We start from the raw sequence: 21623 nt of genomic DNA, 5'->3' as shown, positions 1-21623 counted from the left end.
TAACTTGCCCAGGCGTCTCCCTTGCAACAAGCTTTTTTGGAGACTTCCATGAAATTCCGCTTTCCCATCGTCATCATTGATGAAGATTTCCGTTCTGAAAATACCTCTGGTCTTGGTATTCGCGCGCTTGCCGATGCCATGGAAAAAGAAGGCATGGAAGTACTGGGCGTCACCAGTTATGGCGATTTATCCCAATTCGCTCAGCAACAGTCACGCGCTTCGGCCTTTATTCTCTCCATCGATGATGAAGAGTTTGGTACTGGCTCGGATGAAGAAAGTGATCTCGCCTTAAAACCGCTGCGCGCCTTCGTCGAAGAAATTCGCTACAAGAACTCTGACATTCCTATCTATCTGTATGGTGAAACGCGCACCTCACGCCATATCCCTAACGATATTTTGCGCGAACTGCATGGCTTCATTCATATGTTTGAAGATACGCCTGAGTTCGTAGCACGCCACATTATCCGCGAAGCGAAGTCCTATCTCGACAGCCTGGCGCCGCCGTTTTTCCGCGCGCTGGTGCATTACGCTAATGATGGTTCGTATTCCTGGCACTGTCCTGGCCACTCCGGTGGCGTGGCGTTTCTGAAATCACCTATTGGCCAAATGTTTCACCAGTTTTTTGGTGAAAACATGCTGCGTGCCGACGTCTGCAATGCGGTCGAAGAACTTGGCCAACTATTGGATCACACCGGCCCGGTGGCCGCGTCTGAGCGCAATGCCGCACGTATTTTCAATGCAGATCATTGCTACTTCGTTACCAACGGCACCTCCACCTCGAATAAGATGGTGTGGCATTCTACGGTTGCGCCTGGCGACATCGTGGTGGTGGATCGCAACTGCCATAAATCGATTTTGCATTCCATCATCATGTGTGGCGCGATTCCGGTGTTTCTGATGCCGACTCGCAATCATCTGGGCATCATAGGACCGATCCCGCTGGAAGAATTCACAATGGAAAGTATACGGCGCAAGATAGAGGCCAATCCTTTCGCACGTGAAGCCAAAAACAAGAAACCGCGCATTCTGACCATCACGCAATCGACTTACGATGGCGTGCTCTACAACGTAGAAACCTTAAGAGAAATGCTCGATGGCGAAATCGATACCCTGCATTTTGATGAAGCCTGGTTACCGCATGCGACCTTCCATAATTTCTACCAGGATATGCATGCGATAGGCAAAGACAGACCACGTGCCAAGAAATCGATGATCTTCTCTACGCAATCTACTCACAAATTGCTAGCCGGTATTTCACAGGCATCGCAAATTCTGGTGCGCGAATCACAAACGGTTAAATTGGATAAAGATAGCTTCAATGAAGCCTATCTGATGCACACTTCGACCTCGCCGCAATACGCGATTATTGCCTCTTGCGATGTGGCTGCCGCCATGATGGAAGCACCCGGCGGTACCGCTTTAGTGGAAGAATCTATCGTGGAAGCACTCGATTTCCGCCGCGCCATGCGCAAGGTCGATCAGGAATGGGGTAAGGACTGGTGGTTCCAGGTCTGGGGCCCGGAAACTCTGTCAGAAGATGGCATGGGCTCGCAAGAAGACTGGATGATACGGGCAGAAGACGACTGGCATGGCTTTGGCAACTTAGCGCCTAACTTCAATATGCTCGATCCGATTAAGGCCACCATCGTTACCCCAGGCTTATCGCTGGAAGGTAAATTTGGCGAGTCCGGCATCCCCGCCTCCATCGTCACCAAGTATCTGGCTGAGCACGGCGTGATCATTGAAAAATGTGGGCTGTATTCATTCTTCATCATGTTCACTATCGGCATCACCAAGGGCCGCTGGAATACTTTGCTGACGGCGTTACAGCAATTTAAAGACGATTACGATAAAAACCAACCGATGTGGCGCATCTTGCCCGAGTTTGCTGCCGCCAATCCGCGTTACGAAGGTTCAGGCTTAAAAGATCTGTGTCAGAGCATCCATGAGGTCTACAAATCGCATGATGTAGCGCGCCTGACGACAGAGATGTATTTGTCCGATATGCAACCGGCAATGAAACCATCGGACGCTTTCTCCAAGATGGCGCACAGGGAACTGGATCGTGTTTCTATTGATGACCTGGAAGGCCGCGTCACAGCGATTTTATTGACGCCTTACCCACCGGGCATCCCTCTGCTAATCCCGGGCGAGCGTTTCAACAAGACTATCGTCGATTACTTGAAATTTGTGCGTAGCTTTAACGAGCAATTCCCAGGTTTCGAAACCGATTGCCACGGCTTGGTCAAAGCAGAAGTCGACGGCAAACGCGGTTACTTTGTTGACTGCGTCAGGCTAGGTGCTGAGCTCGCAAGTTAAGACCGGAATAGGCTAGCGTTAAACAAAAAGGACCTCACTGAGGTCCTTTTTTTATACTACTCTAGCAACACAAGACTTAAAACTTGAGACTTAAAACTTAGGCTTTAGGTAAAGTCACGCCGCGTTGTCCTTGATACTTGCCGCCACGGTCTTTGTACGAGGTTTCGCAAATTTCATCGCTCTCAAAAAACAGCACTTGAGCGCAGCCTTCGCCAGCGTAAATCTTAGCTGGCAAGGGTGTCGTGTTGGAAAACTCTAAAGTCACATAACCTTCCCACTCTGGCTCGAACGGGGTCACGTTGACGATGATGCCGCAACGCGCATAGGTCGATTTACCTAGGCAGATCGTCAATACGCTACGTGGAATACGGAAATATTCTATGGTACGTGCCAACGCAAATGAATTCGGCGGGATGATGCAGACGTCGCCTTTAAAATCAACGAAGGATTTTTCGTCAAAATTCTTAGGATCAACGATGGTGCTATTGATATTGGTAAAAATCTTGAACTCATCGGCACAGCGAATATCGTAACCATACGATGAAGTGCCGTAGCTAACGATTTTCTGACCGTTTTCTTCGCGTACCTGACCTGGCGAAAACGGCTCTATCATGCCCTGCTCCTGCGCCATGCGGCGTATCCACTTGTCTGACTTAATACTCATGCCTTACTCCTGCCAATTGATGTTGGGTGGAATTTTACGCGAATTCAGTGAGTAAATCTGCGTTTAGCCAGCTAAAAATCGGCAAAGCTTGCTTAAATTCGCGCTTTATCCGAATCGCAGAAGATTTTAATCAAGACGCCAGAAAGCTTTTGGCCTGCGCTATCGACAGTGTGGGCGGCAGAGCCACGTTGTTTTTGACCGCCGTCAATTCGGCCAAAATAGAGATGGCGATTTCTGCCGGGGTTTTACTGCCTATATACATGCCTACCGGACCGTGCAACCTGGCCAGTTCGGCGTCGCTAAGGTCAAACTGTTTCAGCCGCTCACGCCGTTTTGCATTATTCAGGCGAGAACCAATCGCTCCAACGTAAAATGCTGGCGACTTCAAGGCTTCCATCAAGGCCAGATCGTCGAGCTTAGGGTCGTGCGTGAGCGCTACCACCGCGCTACGGCTATCTAAGCGCATCTCCAGCACCAGATCATCAGGCATGGCATGCAGCAATTGCACGCCCGCCACTTGCCAGCCATCGCGGTATTCTTCACGCGGGTCGCAGACCGTCACCTGATAATCCATCCCCACTGCGATACTGGCCAGAAAGCGTGACAATTGCCCGGCACCGATGATCAACAGACGCCAGCGCGGGCCATGTATGCTAGTGAGTGCGTCCGCGGACAAGCACAAACTCGCGTCTGGAGTTGCCGGCAGCAAACTGACCATGCCGGAGTCTAAAGCGAGTCGGCGCGCCACTAATTCATGCTGACTCAGGCGTTGCAATAATTCTGGAATCCGGCTTTTTTCAGACAGCGGCTCTATCGCCAATTGTATGGTGCCGCCGCAAGGCAGACCGAAACGATGCGCCTCATCGGCCGTGATGCCATAGGTAAGCAACTCAGGCAGCGCGAGATTGATACCCTCACGCTTGACTCTATCAATCAGATCATCCTCAATGCAACCACCAGAAACTGATCCGACCACGCGTCCATCCTCACAAATGGCCAGCGTTGCCCCTACTGGTCTGGGACTAGAGCCCCAAGTCTTGATCACCGTCACCAGCGCCACCTGATGCCCGCCAGTGAGCCAAAGATCACAGGTTTTCAAGACTTCCAGATCGATACTATCCATTGCTCTACCTCAAAGCCAAAACGCTATGCGCAATATCCATGCGCCTTGCAGCCGGTTTTAGGCCTGAAAGGCGCATGGATACTGCGCAATCGAAAATAAATTATTTACTGGTGCGCAGCTCAGCGGCAGCGCTCTTGATCGCAGCTCTGATGCGCGGATAGGTGCCGCAGCGGCAGATATTGCCGCTCATGGCGTTATCGATATCGCTATCGCTAGGATTTTTATTCTCCGCCAAGAGCGCGGCAGCGCTCATCAACTGACCGGACTGGCAGTAACCACATTGCGGCACATCGTGGGCGATCCAGGCTTTTTGCAAGACATGTGAATTGTCGCTCGATAATGATTCTATGCTCGCCACCTCCTTACCGGCCACGCTAGCGAGCGGAGTTTGGCAAGAGCGCACCGGCGCACCGTCCAGATGCACAGTACAAGCACCGCACAGCGCAGCTCCGCAGCCAAATTTAGTACCGGTCAATCCCAATTCATCGCGGATCACCCACAACAGCGGGGTATCAGCCTCAGAATTACAAGTCACCGGTTTACCATTCATCTTGAAACTGATCGTCATTTTTGTCTCCATCTGGTTTCAGTTTGAAACCCTCTTTATCAGCTTACACATCAGGCTGAGGTTTTACTTAGACTGGCATTGTGCATTACCGCCACCTCATTTTGCCGTTTATTTTCAGGCTTATTTTGAATCTTACTTCGAATCTTACTTTTTATATGCAGCAAAAAACAACTGCTGACCATCCACTTTAAAAGCATTGATCGCGGCTTGACCTGGTGCTGAAGTGAGCCAGTTTATCAGGCTATTGGCACCCTCAATATTGATATCCTTGTACTTTGCAGGATTCACCGCGATGATGCCATACGGATTAAACATCTTAGCGTCCCCCTCGACCAGTACAGCCAACCCAGTCTTGGCACGGTAAGCACCGTAAGTGGCTCTATCGGTCAGCGTATAGGCCTGCATTTGCGCTGCCATGGTCAAGACCTCGCCCATGCCTAAGCCCGCCGACACGTAAGCGCCCGCCTGCGGTTTGCCGCCAGCTTCTTTCCAGTAAGCCTGTTCCATTTGATCGGTGCCGGAATTATCTCCGCGCGACACAAACTTAACTTTCGCTGCGACGATCTTGCGCATGGCTGCAATCACATCATGACTGCCATTGATGCCAGCTGTATCCTCAACTGGCCCGACAATAATAAAATCGTTGTACATGACATCGCGTCGATTGACGCCATGGCCTTCTGCCATAAATTTATCTTCGGCAGCGCGGGCATGCACCAGCGTCACATCGACGTCGCCATTCTTAGCCAGCTCCAGTGCCTTACCGGTACCAACAGAAATCACATGAACCTTGATATGTGTCTGCGCCTCAAACTGCGGCAACAAGACTTTGAGCAAACCAGAATTTTCGGTGCTAGTTGTGGTCGACAATCGTAGTATCGACTCCGCATAGGCAGTGAGACTGGCACCGTTACATAACAGAGCCAAGCTCAATAGCAGCGTCCATTTCCGGTTCAGATAAGTCATATATTCTCCAAAAGATTAGACTGTAATTTTCGCATGCTTTCTCACTCTACGGCTGTTATAGCGTTGAGTCAGACTCTGCCGACCAGGCGATTTCGCACTGTCAGGTGCTAACAACAACAAATACAGGCGATCATTCATTTCCGGAGCGAAAGATCGCAACAAAATTTTTAGGCTCTTGATTTACAATGCCAGACCACTTAAGACTTATGCAAAATTGTCCCAGCTAGGCGTACCGCCGAAGACAGTACTTTAGTACGGCAAGGCGAGTGCAACGACGCTGCGGCGGTTTTGCGTAAGTCCTACAAATCAATAAAAATAACTCGGAGACCCGCGTGCTAACACTCAAACAAAAAATATCCGCCATTCCTGAAGGTGCCGGTGCCCTATTTTTCATACAAATATTTGCCACACTAGGGTTTGCGGTTCTTTATTCGACGCTGGTGCTGTACGCCACCAAGAAGCTCAACTTCAGCACCAAGGATGCGACCGCGATTATGGGCGTGTTCGGTGCGTTTAACTATGGCCTGCATTTATTCGGTGGCTATTTGGGCGGCCGCTTCATGAGTAACCGCAACCTGTTTGTCGGCGGCATGGTGGCGCAAGTCATAGGCTGCGCCTGCATCGCTGGCGGATCGGTGTCGCAATTGTATTGGGGACTGGCGTTTTTCCTGACTGGCAGCGGCCTCAATGTCACCTGCCTCAATCTAATGCTGACACAAAGATTTAAACCTGAAGATACGCGCCGCGAAAGTGCCTTCCTGTGGAATTATGCGGGTATGAATCTGGGTTTTTTTGTCGGTTTTACGGTAGCGGGTTACTTCCAATTAGAGGAAGACTACCCTAGCCTGTTCATCTTCGCCACCGTAGGAAATTTTCTTGCGATCGTGTTGGCCGGTTTCAACTGGAAAGTATTGGGCGATTTGAATACCCGTTTATTAGATGCCACGCCTAAGCAGTTTAAGTGGCGTTTCCTGGTTGGCCTGGCGATCCTGGTGGGCTTAGTACCCTTAGTGCATGTGATGCTGCAACATGCTGAATTGAGCGGCAATCTGGTCATCAGCATAGGCATACTGATAGCGATCATTTTGACCGTGCTGACGCTCAAACATAAGGACCTCAGAGAGCGAAATAATATGTGGGCCTATCTGATGCTGACCCTGGGCTCCTTAGTGTTTTGGACTTCTTACACAATGGCACCAGTCGGTCTGCAATTATTTGCAGTGAATAATGTCAATCGCATGGTGTGGGGTATAGAGATCGCACCGCAGTGGATACAAAACATCAATAGCTTCGCAATTATGGTCGGCGGCCCGCTAGTAGCGATCTGGTTCGACAAGTTGCGCGCAAAAGGCTGGAACATTGATATCCCAAGACAGTTCGCCGCCTCGCTACTCTTGATCGGTGCTGGCTTTTTAGTTCTGCCGCTGGGCATTTCGCTGGCCGGTGCCGATGGTTTGAGTGCTTTTAAATGGATAGCCATCAGCTACCTGCTACAGAGTCTGGGAGAATTACTGATCTCGCCGGTAGGTTACGCCATGATAGGTAAGCTGGCCCCGCGCCAATACCAGGGTCTGATGATGGGGACGTTTATGCTGTGCACTGGCGTAGCCTCAGTATTGTCGAGTTACTTCTCTGGCTTTATTCCAGAAGCAAGCGAAGGCCTGGCAAATTCCACCAACCCAACCTATTACAGTATTTTTTCAAACTTGGGCTGGGGTAGCGTCGCCGTTGGTGTCTTGATGGTGATCCTGGTACCGACTTTGCGCAGGCTGATTAAAGACAATCCGACTAGCGCAGCACCATCGCAGTCCTGAGCACCGCGTAGTCTATAACTACAACGGGGTGAAGCGTTGCAGCATCACTCCGTTGACTTCCACCATCTCAAAAAATACGTCTTTAGGTCGGGTCCAGACACTGCCATTGTGTGAGCGATACACGATCACCGGTGTCAGATCGGACTCTTGGGTGGCCTCGCACACCAGCTCATAAATACCGCCTTTGTAGTGGCGATAAAGCTGCGGCCGACTGGCTGCCTTTTTCGACGTTTTAGCTGCCGGAACGGGTTTAGCCACGGCAACCGCCGCAGGTGCCGCACTAAGTTTCGCCAGATAGGCAGGTACTTTGGCCGCCGTCAGCGCATTGATTTGCTGCAGCAAAGACGGCGCCACACTGCGCATACCGTAACGTTCGCCCAGATGTGCGCCTACATGCAGCAACAAAGCTGATGCCACTTCCGCATCCGCCTCGGCCCTATGCGCATTACCTTTGAAACGTATCCCCAGCGTGGCGGCCAAGGGACCTAAGGAATAAGAACTTAAGCCGGGATACACGCGGCGCGCCAATTTCACCGAACAAATCAGACCATCGTGCTGCGAACGCATGCCCAGTCGTGCACTCTCGGCTTGCAGAAATTTCTCGTCAAAACTGGCATTGTGGGCTGCCAAGGTATCTTTACCTATGAACTCAAGTAATTCAGGGATCACTTCTGTCGAGGAAGGGGCGCGGTTCACCATGGCCTGGGTGATACCGGTCAATTGTGTGATGAAGGACGAAATCCGCACATTGCAGTTAATCAGCGAGACATATCTATCCACCACCTCACCGCCCACAATCCGCAACGCCGCCACTTCGGTCACGCGATCACCTTGATCCGGACTCATGCCGGAGGTCTCAAAGTCGATCATTACTATCGGTTTTTCAAACATTCTTTACCATCCTGCGGGAACTAAAATTAAAATAGGCACTCAATCTACAATAAGAAAAAACTCTGACGCGCTTTTGCTGCATTGTAAACGCTGCTCGACGTTGCTCGAATTAATTTACCCAAGTAAATCCGCGCACCTCGCCTATTTTCTTAAACTCTCATTGCAAGACCCTCCTTCTGCGTTCCTGCCTCGCCCCGCAACACGCGTATAGAAGTAGGTGCAAAATATTTAATTTTGCTTAATTTTGCTTACTACTCTTAAGGCGGCGAGCAAACGATACAGGTAAAAAATGTCTATCTCTCTGAGTCAAAATATCTTGTCGCGCTTTTCTTTGCCGAAACACGATCTGTTGCGCGACCTGATCTATCGCCGTCTCTGGACTTCGATCTTGATTAGCTCTTTTGGTGCGCAAATCACTATGCTGGCCCTACCTTTGACAGCGGCCGTGCTACTCAAGGCCAGCCCTACTCAGATGGGTATTTTGATTTTTATGGAGACCCTGCCCTTTGTTTTACTCTCACTGCCGTCCGGGGTCTGGCTGGACAGAGTCAAAAAACTCCCTGTGTATATCGTCGGCGAGAGCATGATCGCTGTCGGTGTTGCCAGTGTGCCTTTGGCATGGTGGCTGGGTTACCTGGACATGAGTTGGTTGTATGTGGTCGGTTTTCTGATCGGAGCGGTCAACACCACGGCCGGTACCGCCGCGCAGATCGTATTGACGCAAATCGTACCGCGCAAAAGACTGGTAGAAGCCTATGCCAAGAATGCGCTAGCCACTTCCGGCGCCGAAGTGGCAGGCCCGGCCACTGCTGGTGCTTTGATTAAATTACTTGGTGCACCCCTGGCTTTACTGGCCGATGCGGTGTTATTACTGAGCTCGGCGCTGATACTACGCGGTATCAAAATTGTAGAAATACGCCCGGTACGCGAAGACGCCCACTTCTGGACCGATCTGAAAGCGGGCGTACGTTTTGTCGCCCACAAACCGCTACTAATTACTTTGGCCTTGATGGTCGGCACCTGGCAACTCTGCTACAACGCTGCGCTGGTGGTGCAAATTTTATTCGCCACCCGCATCCTGGGCTTATCCGAGCAGGCTGTCGGTCTCAGTTATATGGGCATGGGCGTTGGCACTATCATTGCCAGTGTCTATGGCAACCGCATCAGCCGCGCGCTAGGCCCGGGGCCCTGCATGGTGCTCGGCGTAGCGGTCTGTAGTCTGGGCTGGTGTCTATTGGCAATCGCACCGGCGAACGCCTGGGGTATCGCTGCATTTGCCGTGATGCTGGCGTGTTTTTCAGTTGGTGGCGTGCTTATCTTCATTAATTTTCTGGCGCTGCGTCAGGCGGTGACACCAGAACCCATGCTGGGCCGCATGACTAGTACTATGCGCTGGCTGATACTGCTACCGGCTGGCCCCGGTGCCCTGATCGGCGGCTGGCTGGGTGAACATCTGGGCTTACGCTATGCCCTGGGTTTCGCAGGCATCTTGGCATTATTGCTGACCCTGCTGGCATGGAAAAACCCCATTATTCGTAACATCAAAATATTACCTAGTCTGAGCAAGCAAGAAGAGCCGCAAACCTAATACAACAGAGTAAGCATACTTAGCTAATTTGCTAGCCAGGAAGATTGCGTAGGCAGAGTAAAAGGCGGGATAATGCGCAGACTCAGTATTTTGATCTGAGTTTTTTAGGACTGACGCAAAATTGTTCCGGCAAGGCGGTTGCAACGACGCTGGGGTGGTTTTACGTAAGTCCTATTTTGATGTGCCTTGGCGGAGACTCTAAGGCGCGATCAACGCAGCAGGCTGTGGTACACGATACCTCAGCCTAGATTTGACACCACAATAAGGTAGAAAAATGCCAAAAGAAATCGCCGTTCCCGACTTTAAACCATATATTCCGGCCTCGGCCGTGCTCCCCGAGTTCACCCTGCGCGCACTGATCATGGGTGTCGTATTAGGGATGATTTTCGGCGCATCCTCGCTGTATCTGGTGTTAAAAGTAGGTCTCACCGTCAGCGCCTCTATCCCGGTAGCGGTGATCGCCATCACCTTTTTTCGCCTGATCAATAAGCTAGGCGGCAAAGATTCGACCATCTTAGAGAATAGCATTACGCAGACTGCAGGCTCAGCCGGTGAATCGATCGCCTTTGGTCTGGGCGTCACCATGCCCGCCATCTTGATTCTAGGTTTTGATCTGGAAATTTCCCGGGTTGCCTTGGTTGCGGTACTCGGCGGTCTATTGGGTATTTTGTTAATGATCCCTATGCGGCGCGCCATGATCGTTGAAAACCACGGCGTACTGAAATATCCGGAAGGCACAGCCTGCGCCGAAGTCTTAAAAGCCGCAGCGACCGATTCATCGCGCGCCGCCGCTGGCGAAAGCAGCAATCCGCACGCACAAGACGAGGCTGGCAAACGCGCCGCCATCATCTTCGGTGGTTTCGCGGTCGGTATTTTGTACAAGGTCATCAACGTCGCCTTTAAAGGCTGGAAAGATACGCCTGAAGTCGCCTTTGGCGCGCCGCTCAAGGGTGGCTCGATGGGGATAGAAGTCTCGCCTGAACTACTTGGCGTCGGTTATATCATCGGTCCGAAGATTGCCTCAGTCATGGCGGCTGGTGGCGTGATGTCGTATCTGCTGTTAATCCCTATGATCAAATTTTTTGGCGACTCGCTCAGTGTGCCTTTGAGCCCGGGCGTCAAACTGATTAGCGAAATGAGTCCGCATGATGTGCGCAGTGCTTACGTGCTCTACATCGGCGCCGGTGCCGTGGCAGCGGGTGGCTTGATCAGCTTGCTGCGCGCAATGCCGACCATCTGGCGCAGCTTATCTGCCGGTTTATCTGGCCTGAAAAAGACCGATCAGAGCGGCGCGCCGCGCACGGTGGAAGCACGCCTGCGTACCGATCAAGACATCCCTATGAAATGGGTATTGATAGGCGCACTGTCTATCATCGCTGTGATTACCTTCGCCACCCCGCTGCACATGAATTTACTGGGTGCTTTATTGATCTTGGTGTTCGGCTTCCTATTCGCCACGGTGTCTTCCCGTCTAACCGGTGAAATCGGCTCATCGTCGAACCCTATCTCCGGCATGACAGTCGCCACCTTGTTGTTCACCTGTCTGATCTTCCTGATCATGGGCTGGACCGGCGGCCAATATTATGTCACCGCGCTGTCGGTCGGTGCGATCGTTTGCATCGCCTCGAGTAACGCTGGAACCACCTCGCAAGATTTAAAAACCGGCTACATACTCGGCGCCACGCCGCGTCTGCAGCAGTACGCGATTTTGGCTGGAGCACTGTCGTCAGCTTTGATTTTGGGGCCAATTCTGCTCAAGCTCAACGATGCCGGCACGGTCTACGTCCCTGCGGCACAAGTGGCACCGAGCTTGATGACGGACGCCTCCAAACTGACAGACACGGCACAGCTGCAAGGCCCGCAAGCCGAGCAAGATAAAGCCACATATAAGGTTTGGCACAAAGCCGATGCAGTCGGCGGCCCTGCCGGTAAATACCTGGTGGATAACGCGGGCAAAGCGGTGTATCTGGTGGATCCGGGTATCAATGGCGCTTATCACAAACGTCCGGACGGCACCGAAGTGAAAAAATACGATGCGCCTAAGGCGGTGCTGATGTCTTACATCATCAAAGGCATACTTGATAGACAGTTGCCATGGACTCTAGTCCTGTTCGGCGTCATGATTGCACTGGTACTAGAGATGGCAGGTATCCCCTCACTAGCCTTTGCAGTAGGCGTGTATTTGCCACTGTCGTCTTCCGCACCCTTGTTTGTCGGCGGTATGATACGTTATCTGGTTGACCGCAGAAATAACAAGCTGGAGCAAAACAAAAACCTGAGTGAGGAAGAGCAACAAGCCGCTGGCGACAGTGGATCTGGCACTTTGCTGGCTTCGGGCTATATTGCTGGTGGCGCGCTAGGCGGCATTGTGATCGCGTTTACTGCCGGTATTTTGACCGATTTCGACAAGAAACTGGGCGACTGGGCAACCGCCAATAACCCCTTCTTTGAAGGTATCAACGCCGATGCTTTATCCATGCTGCCGTATGCACTAATCGTGCTTGGTTTGTTTTGGATCGCGCGTGAAAAGAATAAACCGGTTGCATAAACAGGCTAGCGAGTCACCCGCCGCTAAGGCAGACTAAACAAATAGGGGCTTAAACGCAGCACGGTTTAAGCCCCTATTTTATTCAAAACAAAAAGTGTATGCGCAATAAGCATGCGCCTTCCAGCCCGATTATCTGCCAGCAGGCGCATAGATAGTGCGGCATCGAATAGTGATTGCGCTTAAAATGCAGCAAACTCCACTGAAAGTCATCCCATGTCCGATCCTAAACTGCTAGACAGCAAAAACCAAGTCGTCGCCCTCGGTGACATCGTGCGCGTCATCACCCTGAGTAAAAAATTCATCAAAAGCTTTCCGGAAGACGAAAGAATTTTGATCGAATCGATGATAGGTAATTTCTTTAAAGTCATGGCGATCGACGAAGAAGGTCAACCTTGCGTCATGCGCGAATGGCACGATGAACACGGTCTGCTACAAACCCATGTGATCGCCCTCGATCCAGAAGAGATGGAAAAAATCTAAAACCTGACCGCCACGCACGGCACGTCGCCTAAGTGATACCCGAAATTAAAATATAGCCAGGCCAGTGGCGCACTATTGACAAGGGTTTTCAGCCTAGGCAGCCTGCAAGCCACATAGATATTGCGGCTTGACGCAGTGCCCGCAATGCCATTTCTGGCATTTTCAAAGGAAAATGGCGCCGCCGTGACGGTGGCGCCATCTTTCAATTTACCAGATAGTTACGCGCTTGCCTTCTACTCGCAATGGCGAACGATCGCCCTGGCAACTAAATGCTTGCGAAAACTCAGGCATATTTGCCAGCGGTGCAATCACCCGGTATTTTTCAGGCGCATGCGGATCGGTGGCCAATTGCAAACGCAGACGTTCATCGCGCATCAGGCCACGGAAACTCTGCGCATTGGCAATGAAGAAGCGTTGTTCAGATGTGAGGCCATCGATTTTATCCGCTTGCGGCTGCTGTTTCAACGATGTTTTTAAGGCCTGCAGAGCGATCTTCATGCCGCCCAGGTCAGCGATATTCTCACCAGCGGTCAGCTTGCCGTTGATATGCAATTGATCGATAGGATTAAACTCATCAAACTGTTTCTCTATGGCGCTCACGCGGCTTAAGAAATTCTTTTCATCCTGCTTGGTCCACCAACTTTTCAAGTTCCCTTGTGCATCAAACTGACGGCCTTCATCATCAAAGGCATGGGTCAACTCATGCCCGATAGTGGCACCAGTATTGCCGTAATTAGCGGCAGGATCGGCATCCACATGGTAGAGCGGCGGTTGTAAAATGCCAGCGGGGAATACCATCTCGTTCATGGTCGGGTTGTAATAGGCATTGACTGTCGGTGGTGTCATGCCCCATTCGTTGCGATCAATAGGTTTGCCCAATTTCGCCAGATTACGTTTGAACTCGAACTCGGCGGCCAACATATTATTCATGGCATAAGAAGACTTACCGTCGATTTTCAAACTGCTGTAATCTCGCCAAGTGTCTGGGTAACCTATCTTAACCAGGATAGTGTCTAGCTTTTTATATGCTTGTTGCTTGGTGCTGTCGGACATCCACGCCAACTGGCTGATGCTCTCGCGCATAGCCTGCTTGATATTATCGACCATCTGCAGCACGCCAGCCTTGGCCTCTGGACTGAAAAATTTAGCCACGTACAATTCGCCCATAGCCTCGCCGACATTGCCGTCTATCGTGACCAACACGCGCTTCCAACGTGGTTGCAATTCTTTGGTGCCTGCCAGGCTGCGTCCGTAAAATTCAAAATTAGCGGTCACAAAATCCGACGACAGATCCTTTGCCTTGCTATTGGCCAGATGAAAACGTAAATAAGTCTGCCATTGTGCTAAAGGCAGCGTGTCCATCATGCGACCCGCCTCTGCCATAAACTTCGGGTGAGCCACATTGATTTGTCCGGGGGCAGCCAGACCTATGTCTTTGAAATATTTATCCCAGGCAGTATGTGTATCGAGTTTTTGCAAACCCTGTATATCCATCAAATGATATGAAGCTTGTGGATCACGTAACGCAACCTTGGTCAGTGAAGCTTTTGCCAGACGGGTTTCCAACGCCAGCACAACGTTGGCATTTTTCTTAGCCAGTTCAGGCGCATCGCCTAGCAAACTAAATAATTTTTCTAAGTAAGCTACATATTGCTGACGAATCTGACGCGTCTTGCCGTCATTTTTCAGATAATAATCTCTATCCGGCAAACCCAGACCACCTTGAGCGATTTGCGGGATATAGCGACTGGTGTTTTTTGCGTCCTGGTCGACATAAAAATTAAAGACAGCACTGACGCCATGCTGATGTTGGGAGGCGATCACCGCCAGCAATTGTTCACGACTTTGTATTGCAGCGATCTGCGCCAGGGCCTCTGCCAAAGGCCTTGCACCATCCGCCTCTATTTGCACCTCATCCATGCCGCTGCGATAGTAAGAACCGACCAGTCGTGCCGCATGGGTTTCGCCTTGCCCGCTTGCAGCAGCTTCGGCTATGTTTTTTAACGCTAACAGATTACGCTCGGTAACTTCATCGTAGGCGCTATAGCGGGCCCGATCTGCAGGAATTGGGTTATTCCGCAACCACTCCCCATTCGCATACTGAAAAAAATCTGTACAGGCATCTACACGCTTATCCATAGCCTGGGATTCCAGCACCAAATTATTGCTAGTCGTGCTGACGAGATTGGCAGCATAGCCATTCAGGGAAAAGCACAGTAAAGTCGCCAATACACTGTGACGCAGAGCGGTCGTTTTATTCATTGATTGTGTCTCAAAATAAGTTTTCGGGTAGTGGGCCAACGCAGATAGCGCCCCCAGCTAAATTTGGCAATTCCGCAGCAGAATAGCGTCGACGCCACGCCGTTTGCAAATGCATGCAGCGTAGACTAGAGAAACAAAGAAAAGTGCCGCTTACTTGCGATAAATTTCTGGCCGGGATTTATTTCTTTGTTCAAAAACTAATTTTGCATCATGCATGGCACGTGAAGGATTGCGCATTTCTACGTGCTCATCATGCAAAACGAAGAAATTGGCAGCTTGGGCGCGCATCACATATTTAATGGCGGCATCATCGGTTAAATCATACATTTCCGTCAATAAAGTAGTCACTTCATCCAGATACTCTTCATACGTCATTTGTTTTTCTGCGGCAGTCATTTTTTATCCTCAATGAGTGGGTATTTTTTATAAGCCTGATATGGTACATCACATGCTCGCCCTCCAGATTGGTAACGGCATGTAATTGCATAGGCAGTAGCGGCATTTTCGTTCTAAAATGAAGTTTACGTCGCCAAGTGTTTTAATAATGACACTACGATAGAATACAGCAGTAATTTTTCTCGCGAGGTGTAACATGAAATGGTTAAGAACATTCAGCAGTAGCACGCTAATTTTATTGGCATTAGCCAGCGCAGCGCCAGCATCTGCGCATGGATATGGTCGTGGCTACGGCCATGGATATTATGGTTCCCGGCTTGGTTTCGGCATCGGTTTGGGTGTTGGCATTGCACTCAGTCCTTACCCTTCGTATTACAGTCCCTACTATGGCAGCGCTTATTACGGCAATCCATATTACGCACGGCCCTACTACCCCTACAATCGTGAGGTAGTGGTCAATACTGTCTACACCTCGGCACCGCCCACGGTTTACTCAGAGCAAAGCTATGCGGTAATCTCAGGGCAATCGCAATCGCAATCGACATCTTACGCGAGCGGACCAGAGTCAGGAGATACATCGAGTTGGTATTACTGCCATAACCCAGATGGTTTTTATCCTTCGATCAAGGCTTGCTCATCCGGCTGGCAGCGGGTAGCGAAACAAGCTCCGACTGAACGTTAAATAAAAAAGGGACGCCGATGCGTCCCTTTTTTATTTGGGCATAGAATTAATGTCCGACCACTTTGCGTATCGTCGCGGCGAGTTCTTCTGCCACGAATTTGGCGACATAGGCATCCGCCCCGACGCTCTTGACGTGTTCTTCGTTGGTAGATCCTGACAAGGACGAGTGTATTACGACAGGTAAATCTTTGAAGCGCTCATCTTGCTTGATATTGCGGGTCAGGGTAAATCCATCCATTTCAGGCATTTCCAAATCTGTGAGAACCATCGCAACCTTATCGCGGATATTTTTACCCTCCGCTTGCGCTGCCACGTGCAGGGATTGCAATTTATCCCAAGCTTCCTTACCAGTTTTTGTCATAATATAATGCGCACCGATCGCATCGAGGGCCTGACCGATCAAGCCACGCGCCACCGCAGAATCATCAGCCGCCAAGATCACCGAGCCTGGCTTGATGATCAGCTTGGCACCTATCGTCTCACTATCGACGTCCTTGGTATCTTTTGGTTGCATCTGACGCAAGATCTGCTCTACGTCCAGCACCTGCGCCAGACGGGTATCTTCGGCATCACCATCCAAGCGTGCAATACTAGTGACCATACCACCTGCAGTACTCGCTTCCGCTGACAAGACCTGACTCCATTCCAAACGCACAATTTCCTCAACCGATTCAACAGCAAACCCTTGCGTAGAACGGGCGAACTCTGTCACCAGCATAATATTCAAGCCAGTTTTTGGCTTGCAACCAACGACCGACGATAAATCAATCACTGGAATAATTTGCCCGCGCAAATTGACCACGCCTAAATTATGCGGGAGTGCGCCGGCAACCGTCGTAATAACTGGCATCGCAACGATTTCACGCACTTTGAATACATTGATACCAAATAATTCAGAACGGCCATGCAAGCCACTTTCTCCCAAGCGAAAGAGCAAAAGTTCAAATTTATTGGAACTGATTAAATTGGTACGCTCATCTACGTCATGCTGTACGGTACTCATATCTATCATCCTCAAAGGTTAGCGCGGCGATCATGGAAGCAAAGCATAAGCTGCCCTGCACTAATTTTTTATTATGCTACTTTTTTTGAAAAAACACTAAATAATTGTCAGTCTGAAATCATTAATATGAGGTTTATTCGCTTATTTTATAACTCTGTAGCAAGGTGTATATGCTTTTCCAGGCAATTTCATCCGATTATGCGCCACAAATGAACTTAATAATGCATCCATGGCCTCCATAATGGCGATGTCACCAGTAATTTCAAAATGCCCATATTTTTCTATGGCGCGTATCCCTTGATCCTTGACATTACCGGCCACTACACCAGAAAAAGCACGCCGCAGATTTGCGGCAAGCAAATGTGTCTCTTGATTTTTGTGCAGTTCAAGATTTCGCATATTTTCATGCGTAGGATCAAACGGCTTTTGGAACTCTGGATCTATCTTAAGTAACCAGTTGAAGTAATAGGCATCACCCTTTGCCTTGCGAAAATCTCTTACTTTTTTAATGCCTGCGAGTATTTCTTGTGCGACCAAAGCAGGATCATTGACGATGATCTGATAACGCTGCTGAGCCTGCGCACCCAAGGTTTCACCGATGAATTGATCAATTTGCAGGAAGTAGTCTTTGGCACTCTCTGGGCCGGTAAAAATCAAAGGAAACGGGAGATCCTGATTATCAGGATGCAACAATATCCCTAGTAAATATAAAATTTCTTCGGCCGTCCCCGCCCCGCCCGGAAACACCACAATCGCGTGCCCAATACGAACGAAGGCCTCCAGGCGTTTTTCGATATCCGGCAAAATAACAAGGTCGTTGACGATAGGGTTAGGCGCCTCGGCTGCAATGATGCCTGGCTCGGTGATTCCCAAATAACGACCGCGACCAAGACGTTGTTTTGCATGCCCTATCGTCGCCCCTTTCATCGGCCCCTTCATCGCACCTGGGCCGCATCCGGTACAAATATCCATGCCACGCAATCCTAGGTGATAACCGACCTGTTTGGTGTAGTCGTACTCAACACCAGAAATAGAATGCCCACCCCAGCACACGACCAGATTGGGATTAACCTGAGGCTGCAGCAAATTGGCATTGCGCAGGATATGAAAGACCGCGTCACTGACGCCTTCAGTTGTGTTCAGATCAAATTTAGGGTTATCCTCAATCTCACCGTGCAAAAATAAAATATCCCTTAACACCGCAAACAAATGTTCCTGAATACCCTTAATCATTACTCCGTCGACAAAGGCGTTAGCCGGTGCGGCCTTAACGTCTAGCTTGATGCCGCGTTCGCGCTGAACAATACTGATTTCAAAGCTTTTATATCTCTCCAGCAATTCTTTGCCATCATCTAAGCCACTACCACAATTTAATACGGCGAGTGAACAACTACGGAACAATTGATATAGCCCACCATGGCTGGTATCTAACAGCTTTGCGATTTCGGCCTTAGATAAAACCTCCAAGCGTCCGTCCGGTGCAATTTGAGTATCGATTACCTGGTATGTCATTTTTTATCGCCTCTCTTGTTGGCTCTTTTTGTTTTACTTTTCTGATTGCACTATTCAACTAGCAGTGGACTGTTTTTTAGTCAGTGCATCAATCACTAATTGAGGTATTTTATTCGTCGCTAGTTTTAGTTCCTTGTTGAGTATCGCGCCTTTCGGGTCGTTCTTCAAGGTGCAGAGCAGTAATTCTGGCCACGCGTGCTCCTCCGCAGACAATCCCACCCAACCATTTCGCCCAGAATGTTTAACTGCATACAAGGCGATATCAGCAATATCTATCACTTCTTGCCAACTAATGGCGCGTGGATGCGCTGTCACGAAAGGAAAGCAGGCAAAACCAACCGAACAAGTCTGCTGAATCAGCAAATCACCGTCCAGTAGAAAATTTTTCTCCGCTACCACCAAACGCACACGTTCCGCTAAACCTGCGGCTATTTCTCTGGAAGTACCACGCGCCACGATTAGAAACTCCTCGCCGCCCCAGCGTATCAAGTAATCGGTATCACGAAACACCTGTTGCAGACGCTCGCGAATTTGCACTAATACAGCATCACCCGCAGCATGCCCATATTTATCATTAATCTGCTTAAAGTGATCCAAATCCACCAAAAACATGAGCAGATCCGCGTCCTTGGGAATTCTATTTACATCCGAGGAATTGAGCTGATAATTGCGAGTACATAGCGCCACATCGTTTTCTATGTTTTGTATCAAAAATCGTCGATTTTTAAGCCCCGTCAATGGATCGGTCAAGCTGGTTTCCTCCAACTCTTTTAAGGCTCGCTCCAATTGAATCTGCGTTTTTTGTAACTGATCATGCGCGTGTGCATTATCAAGCGCAATAGCACCGTACGCGCACAAGCTTCTAAAGATAAGCCGCTCACGCTCACCATATGTGCCTGCATTTTTCGATTGTATGGCAATCACTCCTAGCGCGCGATCCGCAATAATTAAGGGGCCAAACAAGCTAGCTTGCGGACTCGTTGCGAACTCATCGGACTGACATACCAACTCATCCCTTAGCATGATGCACGATGCAGCATTACGCGCATTGTTGTCACTTCGCGATAAAGTCGGCGCTATGGCTATATCATTTTCCACACAATAGGACAACTCAAGTTCACCACTGTTTGCCGATATCAACCAGATGCATAAATCTGCAGCCCCAAGTAAACTCCCCAAATGTCGCTGCAAGCTTTGACAGACATTTTTAAAGTTCAGGTCTGCGGTAATCTCTTGTCCCACTTTCGCCAAAAGTTTTAAAGTCTGTGAAGTTTCCAGTGAAGCAGTCGCCATTTGTTGGTGATGTACTGCTTCTGCTTTGGCACGCTCGGTCTCGTGCCTTACTTCCATTAAGGTTGCCCAGTTTTCAGCTTGCTTATTCCGCTCGCAACGATCTGCCGCAATCGCTTGTTTTGCAAATACAAACGCCTTCTGTCCCTCTTGCACTGCTGACCAAGCTTCTGCCAGCGACAATAGCAGTGTTGCTGGTGCCTGCCATCTTTCGAGGCTACTTCCAACACTGAGTGCCTCTTCGAGATAATGGATAACCAGATTCGGAGCGGCAATCTCAAACGAACACGGCAACTCATGGCGACCATGAATTTCGGCGAGTGCCACACGTAAATCGACCTGTAAAACATCACCAGACAACTCAAAAATCAAGCTGCGTGCTTCATCGATGGCACTCAACGCAGCCATTGGTTCTCCAGCCGCAGCCAAAGCACGGGCCTGGCTAATCAAATGTTCAGCCAGATTGCCTCTCGAGCCAGAGGCTCGATACAAAGCAATCGCGGTATCAAAATAGCCGGCGGCTTGTTTCGGCAGGCCTCGCAACAGCAAGGTACTTCCCAATTCAGCGTGTGCAATCGCCGTATGTATTCCATGATTGCTCGCGATCAAGCCCTGGAGCGACTCTTCCAAAACTTGCTGACTTTGTTCTAGCCGATTTAAGTGCCGTAACAGCTCACCAAAGCGCATCAGGCTAAACGCAATCATCAAAGGCCACTCAGTTTTCCGAGCACGTGTCACAGCCCAGTCGTAAGAAGTAGCTGCAGCATCGAAATCACCTAGCTTTTGCAGCCCGACCCCCGCGTTGCAGGCGGCCATGATGGCTAGTCGTATCAAGCCTGCCTGTTGCGCTAATTCACTGGCTTGCGAATAGAGCACAGCTGACCTAGCCACCTCAGTGGTAAATAACAATTCAGCTTGCGCGGCCGCAATCAACGCCGCCAGGGCTGGATGTTTAACATCATTAGCACTGACTAACAAGGACATCAATTGTTCACGCGCCTGCGTCGGCTCAGAAAAAGCTAAAAGATAAATATGCCATGCCTGTGCCAGCAATATGCGTAACAATTCATTGCCATGTTCAAAATGACTTAACGCGGAACTGCTCGCGTTCAGAGCGCGTTTCATGTCACCTTGCTCGAGGGCGATCACGCTCTCCACCAAATAACTATCGCCATCACCAATCACATCACTCTGCGACACAAAACCCAGCCTTGCATCACATAGAAATTGTTCTGCAGATTTAAAATCTCTCGATAAGGCGGCTATTTCTGAGCGCGTTAATGATAGACGGCCTAGCAAAATACAATATTGATCAGCAGGCAGAACGCAGGAGCCGATTAGAATCTCAGCTTCATCTAGAAAAAGCAGAGATTGTTGACTATCGAATTGACGCAAATACCAAGCAAGTGAGGCTAAAACCTTGACCTTAGGAGCTCCAGCCAAAGCACTTAACTCAGGACGAAGACGACTTATCTCATCGTTCAGTGCATATAAATTCATGGTGTTGCCATTCGAGA

16 protein-coding genes are annotated in these 21623 nt (G+C 49.9%); 6 read left to right on the top strand and 10 right to left on the bottom strand.

Features of this window, described 5'->3' with window-relative positions:
- Positions 1-48: 48 nt before the first annotated feature.
- Entirely contained in the window at positions 49-2319 is a 2271-nt protein-coding gene (locus ACO0K8_RS11965; RefSeq protein WP_422946874.1) for an Orn/Lys/Arg decarboxylase N-terminal domain-containing protein, read from the top strand.
- A 97-nt stretch (positions 2320-2416) separates the two neighbouring features.
- Here ACO0K8_RS11965 and dcd read toward each other — a convergent pair whose 3' ends face one another.
- The 4 genes from dcd to ACO0K8_RS11945 form a co-directional block, all read right to left on the bottom strand.
- A complete protein-coding gene (dcd, locus tag ACO0K8_RS11960) occupies positions 2417-2983 on the bottom strand; it encodes a dCTP deaminase (protein ID WP_422946873.1) in 567 nt (188 codons plus the stop codon).
- A gap of 130 nt (positions 2984-3113) precedes the next feature.
- A complete protein-coding gene (locus ACO0K8_RS11955) occupies positions 3114-4106 on the bottom strand; it encodes an XdhC family protein (RefSeq protein WP_422946872.1) in 993 nt (330 codons plus the stop codon).
- Between the two features lie 100 nt (positions 4107-4206).
- Positions 4207-4674, bottom strand: a complete 468-nt coding sequence (locus ACO0K8_RS11950) for a (2Fe-2S)-binding protein (protein ID WP_422946871.1) — start codon at positions 4672-4674, stop codon at positions 4207-4209.
- A 144-nt stretch (positions 4675-4818) separates the two neighbouring features.
- Positions 4819-5640, bottom strand: a complete 822-nt coding sequence (locus tag ACO0K8_RS11945; protein WP_422946870.1) for a substrate-binding domain-containing protein — start codon at positions 5638-5640, stop codon at positions 4819-4821.
- 332 nt (positions 5641-5972) lie between these two features.
- Between ACO0K8_RS11945 and ACO0K8_RS11940 the strand changes: the two genes are divergently transcribed.
- Positions 5973-7454 carry a peptide MFS transporter gene (locus tag ACO0K8_RS11940; RefSeq protein ID WP_422946869.1) on the top strand — a complete coding sequence of 494 codons (1482 nt, stop codon included), beginning with the start codon at positions 5973-5975 and terminating at the stop codon, positions 7452-7454.
- 18 nt (positions 7455-7472) lie between these two features.
- Here ACO0K8_RS11940 and ACO0K8_RS11935 read toward each other — a convergent pair whose 3' ends face one another.
- Positions 7473-8324, bottom strand: coding sequence for a DUF1653 domain-containing protein (locus tag ACO0K8_RS11935; RefSeq protein WP_422946868.1), 852 nt, complete (start codon positions 8322-8324; stop codon positions 7473-7475).
- Between the two features lie 310 nt (positions 8325-8634).
- Between ACO0K8_RS11935 and ACO0K8_RS11930 the strand changes: the two genes are divergently transcribed.
- The 3 genes from ACO0K8_RS11930 (at position 8635) to ACO0K8_RS11920 (ending at position 12961) form a co-directional block, all read left to right on the top strand.
- Complete coding sequence (locus ACO0K8_RS11930; RefSeq protein ID WP_422946867.1) at positions 8635-9933, top strand: MFS transporter; 1299 nt, start codon at positions 8635-8637, stop codon at positions 9931-9933.
- A 274-nt stretch (positions 9934-10207) separates the two neighbouring features.
- Positions 10208-12481, top strand: a complete 2274-nt coding sequence (locus ACO0K8_RS11925; RefSeq protein ID WP_422946866.1) for an OPT family oligopeptide transporter — start codon at positions 10208-10210, stop codon at positions 12479-12481.
- A 213-nt stretch (positions 12482-12694) separates the two neighbouring features.
- On the top strand, positions 12695-12961 hold the full coding sequence (locus ACO0K8_RS11920) for a hypothetical protein (protein WP_422946865.1): 267 nt from the start codon (positions 12695-12697) through the stop codon (positions 12959-12961).
- A 207-nt stretch (positions 12962-13168) separates the two neighbouring features.
- Here ACO0K8_RS11920 and ACO0K8_RS11915 read toward each other — a convergent pair whose 3' ends face one another.
- Positions 13169-15223 carry a M13 family metallopeptidase gene (locus ACO0K8_RS11915; protein WP_422946864.1) on the bottom strand — a complete coding sequence of 685 codons (2055 nt, stop codon included), beginning with the start codon at positions 15221-15223 and terminating at the stop codon, positions 13169-13171.
- A gap of 150 nt (positions 15224-15373) precedes the next feature.
- On the bottom strand, positions 15374-15619 hold the full coding sequence (locus ACO0K8_RS11910; RefSeq protein ID WP_322348664.1) for a hypothetical protein: 246 nt from the start codon (positions 15617-15619) through the stop codon (positions 15374-15376).
- A 196-nt stretch (positions 15620-15815) separates the two neighbouring features.
- Here ACO0K8_RS11910 and ACO0K8_RS11905 point away from each other — a divergent pair, with 196 nt between their 5' ends.
- Positions 15816-16301, top strand: coding sequence for a hypothetical protein (locus tag ACO0K8_RS11905; RefSeq protein ID WP_422946863.1), 486 nt, complete (start codon positions 15816-15818; stop codon positions 16299-16301).
- 46 nt (positions 16302-16347) lie between these two features.
- Here ACO0K8_RS11905 and ACO0K8_RS11900 read toward each other — a convergent pair whose 3' ends face one another.
- The 3 genes from ACO0K8_RS11900 to ACO0K8_RS11890 form a co-directional block, all read right to left on the bottom strand.
- Positions 16348-17304 carry a chemotaxis protein gene (locus ACO0K8_RS11900; RefSeq protein WP_422946862.1) on the bottom strand — a complete coding sequence of 319 codons (957 nt, stop codon included), beginning with the start codon at positions 17302-17304 and terminating at the stop codon, positions 16348-16350.
- A gap of 141 nt (positions 17305-17445) precedes the next feature.
- A complete protein-coding gene (gene ppnN, locus ACO0K8_RS11895; protein WP_422946861.1) occupies positions 17446-18816 on the bottom strand; it encodes a nucleotide 5'-monophosphate nucleosidase PpnN in 1371 nt (456 codons plus the stop codon).
- A 54-nt stretch (positions 18817-18870) separates the two neighbouring features.
- A complete protein-coding gene (locus ACO0K8_RS11890) occupies positions 18871-21606 on the bottom strand; it encodes a diguanylate cyclase (protein ID WP_422946860.1) in 2736 nt (911 codons plus the stop codon).
- Between the last annotated feature and the right edge of the window lie 17 nt (positions 21607-21623).

Origin of the sequence: Undibacterium sp. Ren11W, from assembly GCF_049340485.1 — a bacterium.
Classification (GTDB): Bacteria; Pseudomonadota; Gammaproteobacteria; order Burkholderiales; family Burkholderiaceae_D; genus Undibacterium.
The sequence above is the reverse complement of the archived record's forward strand: the minus strand, read 5'-3'. Positions and strand labels throughout refer to the sequence as shown.

What these genes read in the sequence shown, in the direction of transcription:
- ACO0K8_RS11965 (WP_422946874.1), top strand. Translation starts at nt 49, where the DNA reads ATGAAATTCCGCTTTCCCATCGTCATCATTGATGAAGATTTCCGTTCT.
- dcd (WP_422946873.1), bottom strand. Translation starts at nt 2,983, where the DNA reads ATGAGTATTAAGTCAGACAAGTGGATACGCCGCATGGCGCAGGAGCAG.
- ACO0K8_RS11955 (WP_422946872.1), bottom strand. Translation starts at nt 4,106, where the DNA reads ATGGATAGTATCGATCTGGAAGTCTTGAAAACCTGTGATCTTTGGCTC.
- ACO0K8_RS11950 (WP_422946871.1), bottom strand. Translation starts at nt 4,674, where the DNA reads ATGACGATCAGTTTCAAGATGAATGGTAAACCGGTGACTTGTAATTCT.
- ACO0K8_RS11945 (WP_422946870.1), bottom strand. Translation starts at nt 5,640, where the DNA reads ATGACTTATCTGAACCGGAAATGGACGCTGCTATTGAGCTTGGCTCTG.
- ACO0K8_RS11935 (WP_422946868.1), bottom strand. Translation starts at nt 8,324, where the DNA reads ATGATCGACTTTGAGACCTCCGGCATGAGTCCGGATCAAGGTGATCGC.
- ACO0K8_RS11930 (WP_422946867.1), top strand. Translation starts at nt 8,635, where the DNA reads ATGTCTATCTCTCTGAGTCAAAATATCTTGTCGCGCTTTTCTTTGCCG.
- ACO0K8_RS11925 (WP_422946866.1), top strand. Translation starts at nt 10,208, where the DNA reads ATGCCAAAAGAAATCGCCGTTCCCGACTTTAAACCATATATTCCGGCC.
- ACO0K8_RS11920 (WP_422946865.1), top strand. Translation starts at nt 12,695, where the DNA reads ATGTCCGATCCTAAACTGCTAGACAGCAAAAACCAAGTCGTCGCCCTC.
- ACO0K8_RS11915 (WP_422946864.1), bottom strand. Translation starts at nt 15,223, where the DNA reads ATGAATAAAACGACCGCTCTGCGTCACAGTGTATTGGCGACTTTACTG.
- ACO0K8_RS11910 (WP_322348664.1), bottom strand. Translation starts at nt 15,619, where the DNA reads ATGACTGCCGCAGAAAAACAAATGACGTATGAAGAGTATCTGGATGAA.
- ACO0K8_RS11905 (WP_422946863.1), top strand. Translation starts at nt 15,816, where the DNA reads ATGAAATGGTTAAGAACATTCAGCAGTAGCACGCTAATTTTATTGGCA.
- ACO0K8_RS11900 (WP_422946862.1), bottom strand. Translation starts at nt 17,304, where the DNA reads ATGAGTACCGTACAGCATGACGTAGATGAGCGTACCAATTTAATCAGT.
- ppnN (WP_422946861.1), bottom strand. Translation starts at nt 18,816, where the DNA reads ATGACATACCAGGTAATCGATACTCAAATTGCACCGGACGGACGCTTG.
- ACO0K8_RS11890 (WP_422946860.1), bottom strand. Translation starts at nt 21,606, where the DNA reads ATGAATTTATATGCACTGAACGATGAGATAAGTCGTCTTCGTCCTGAG.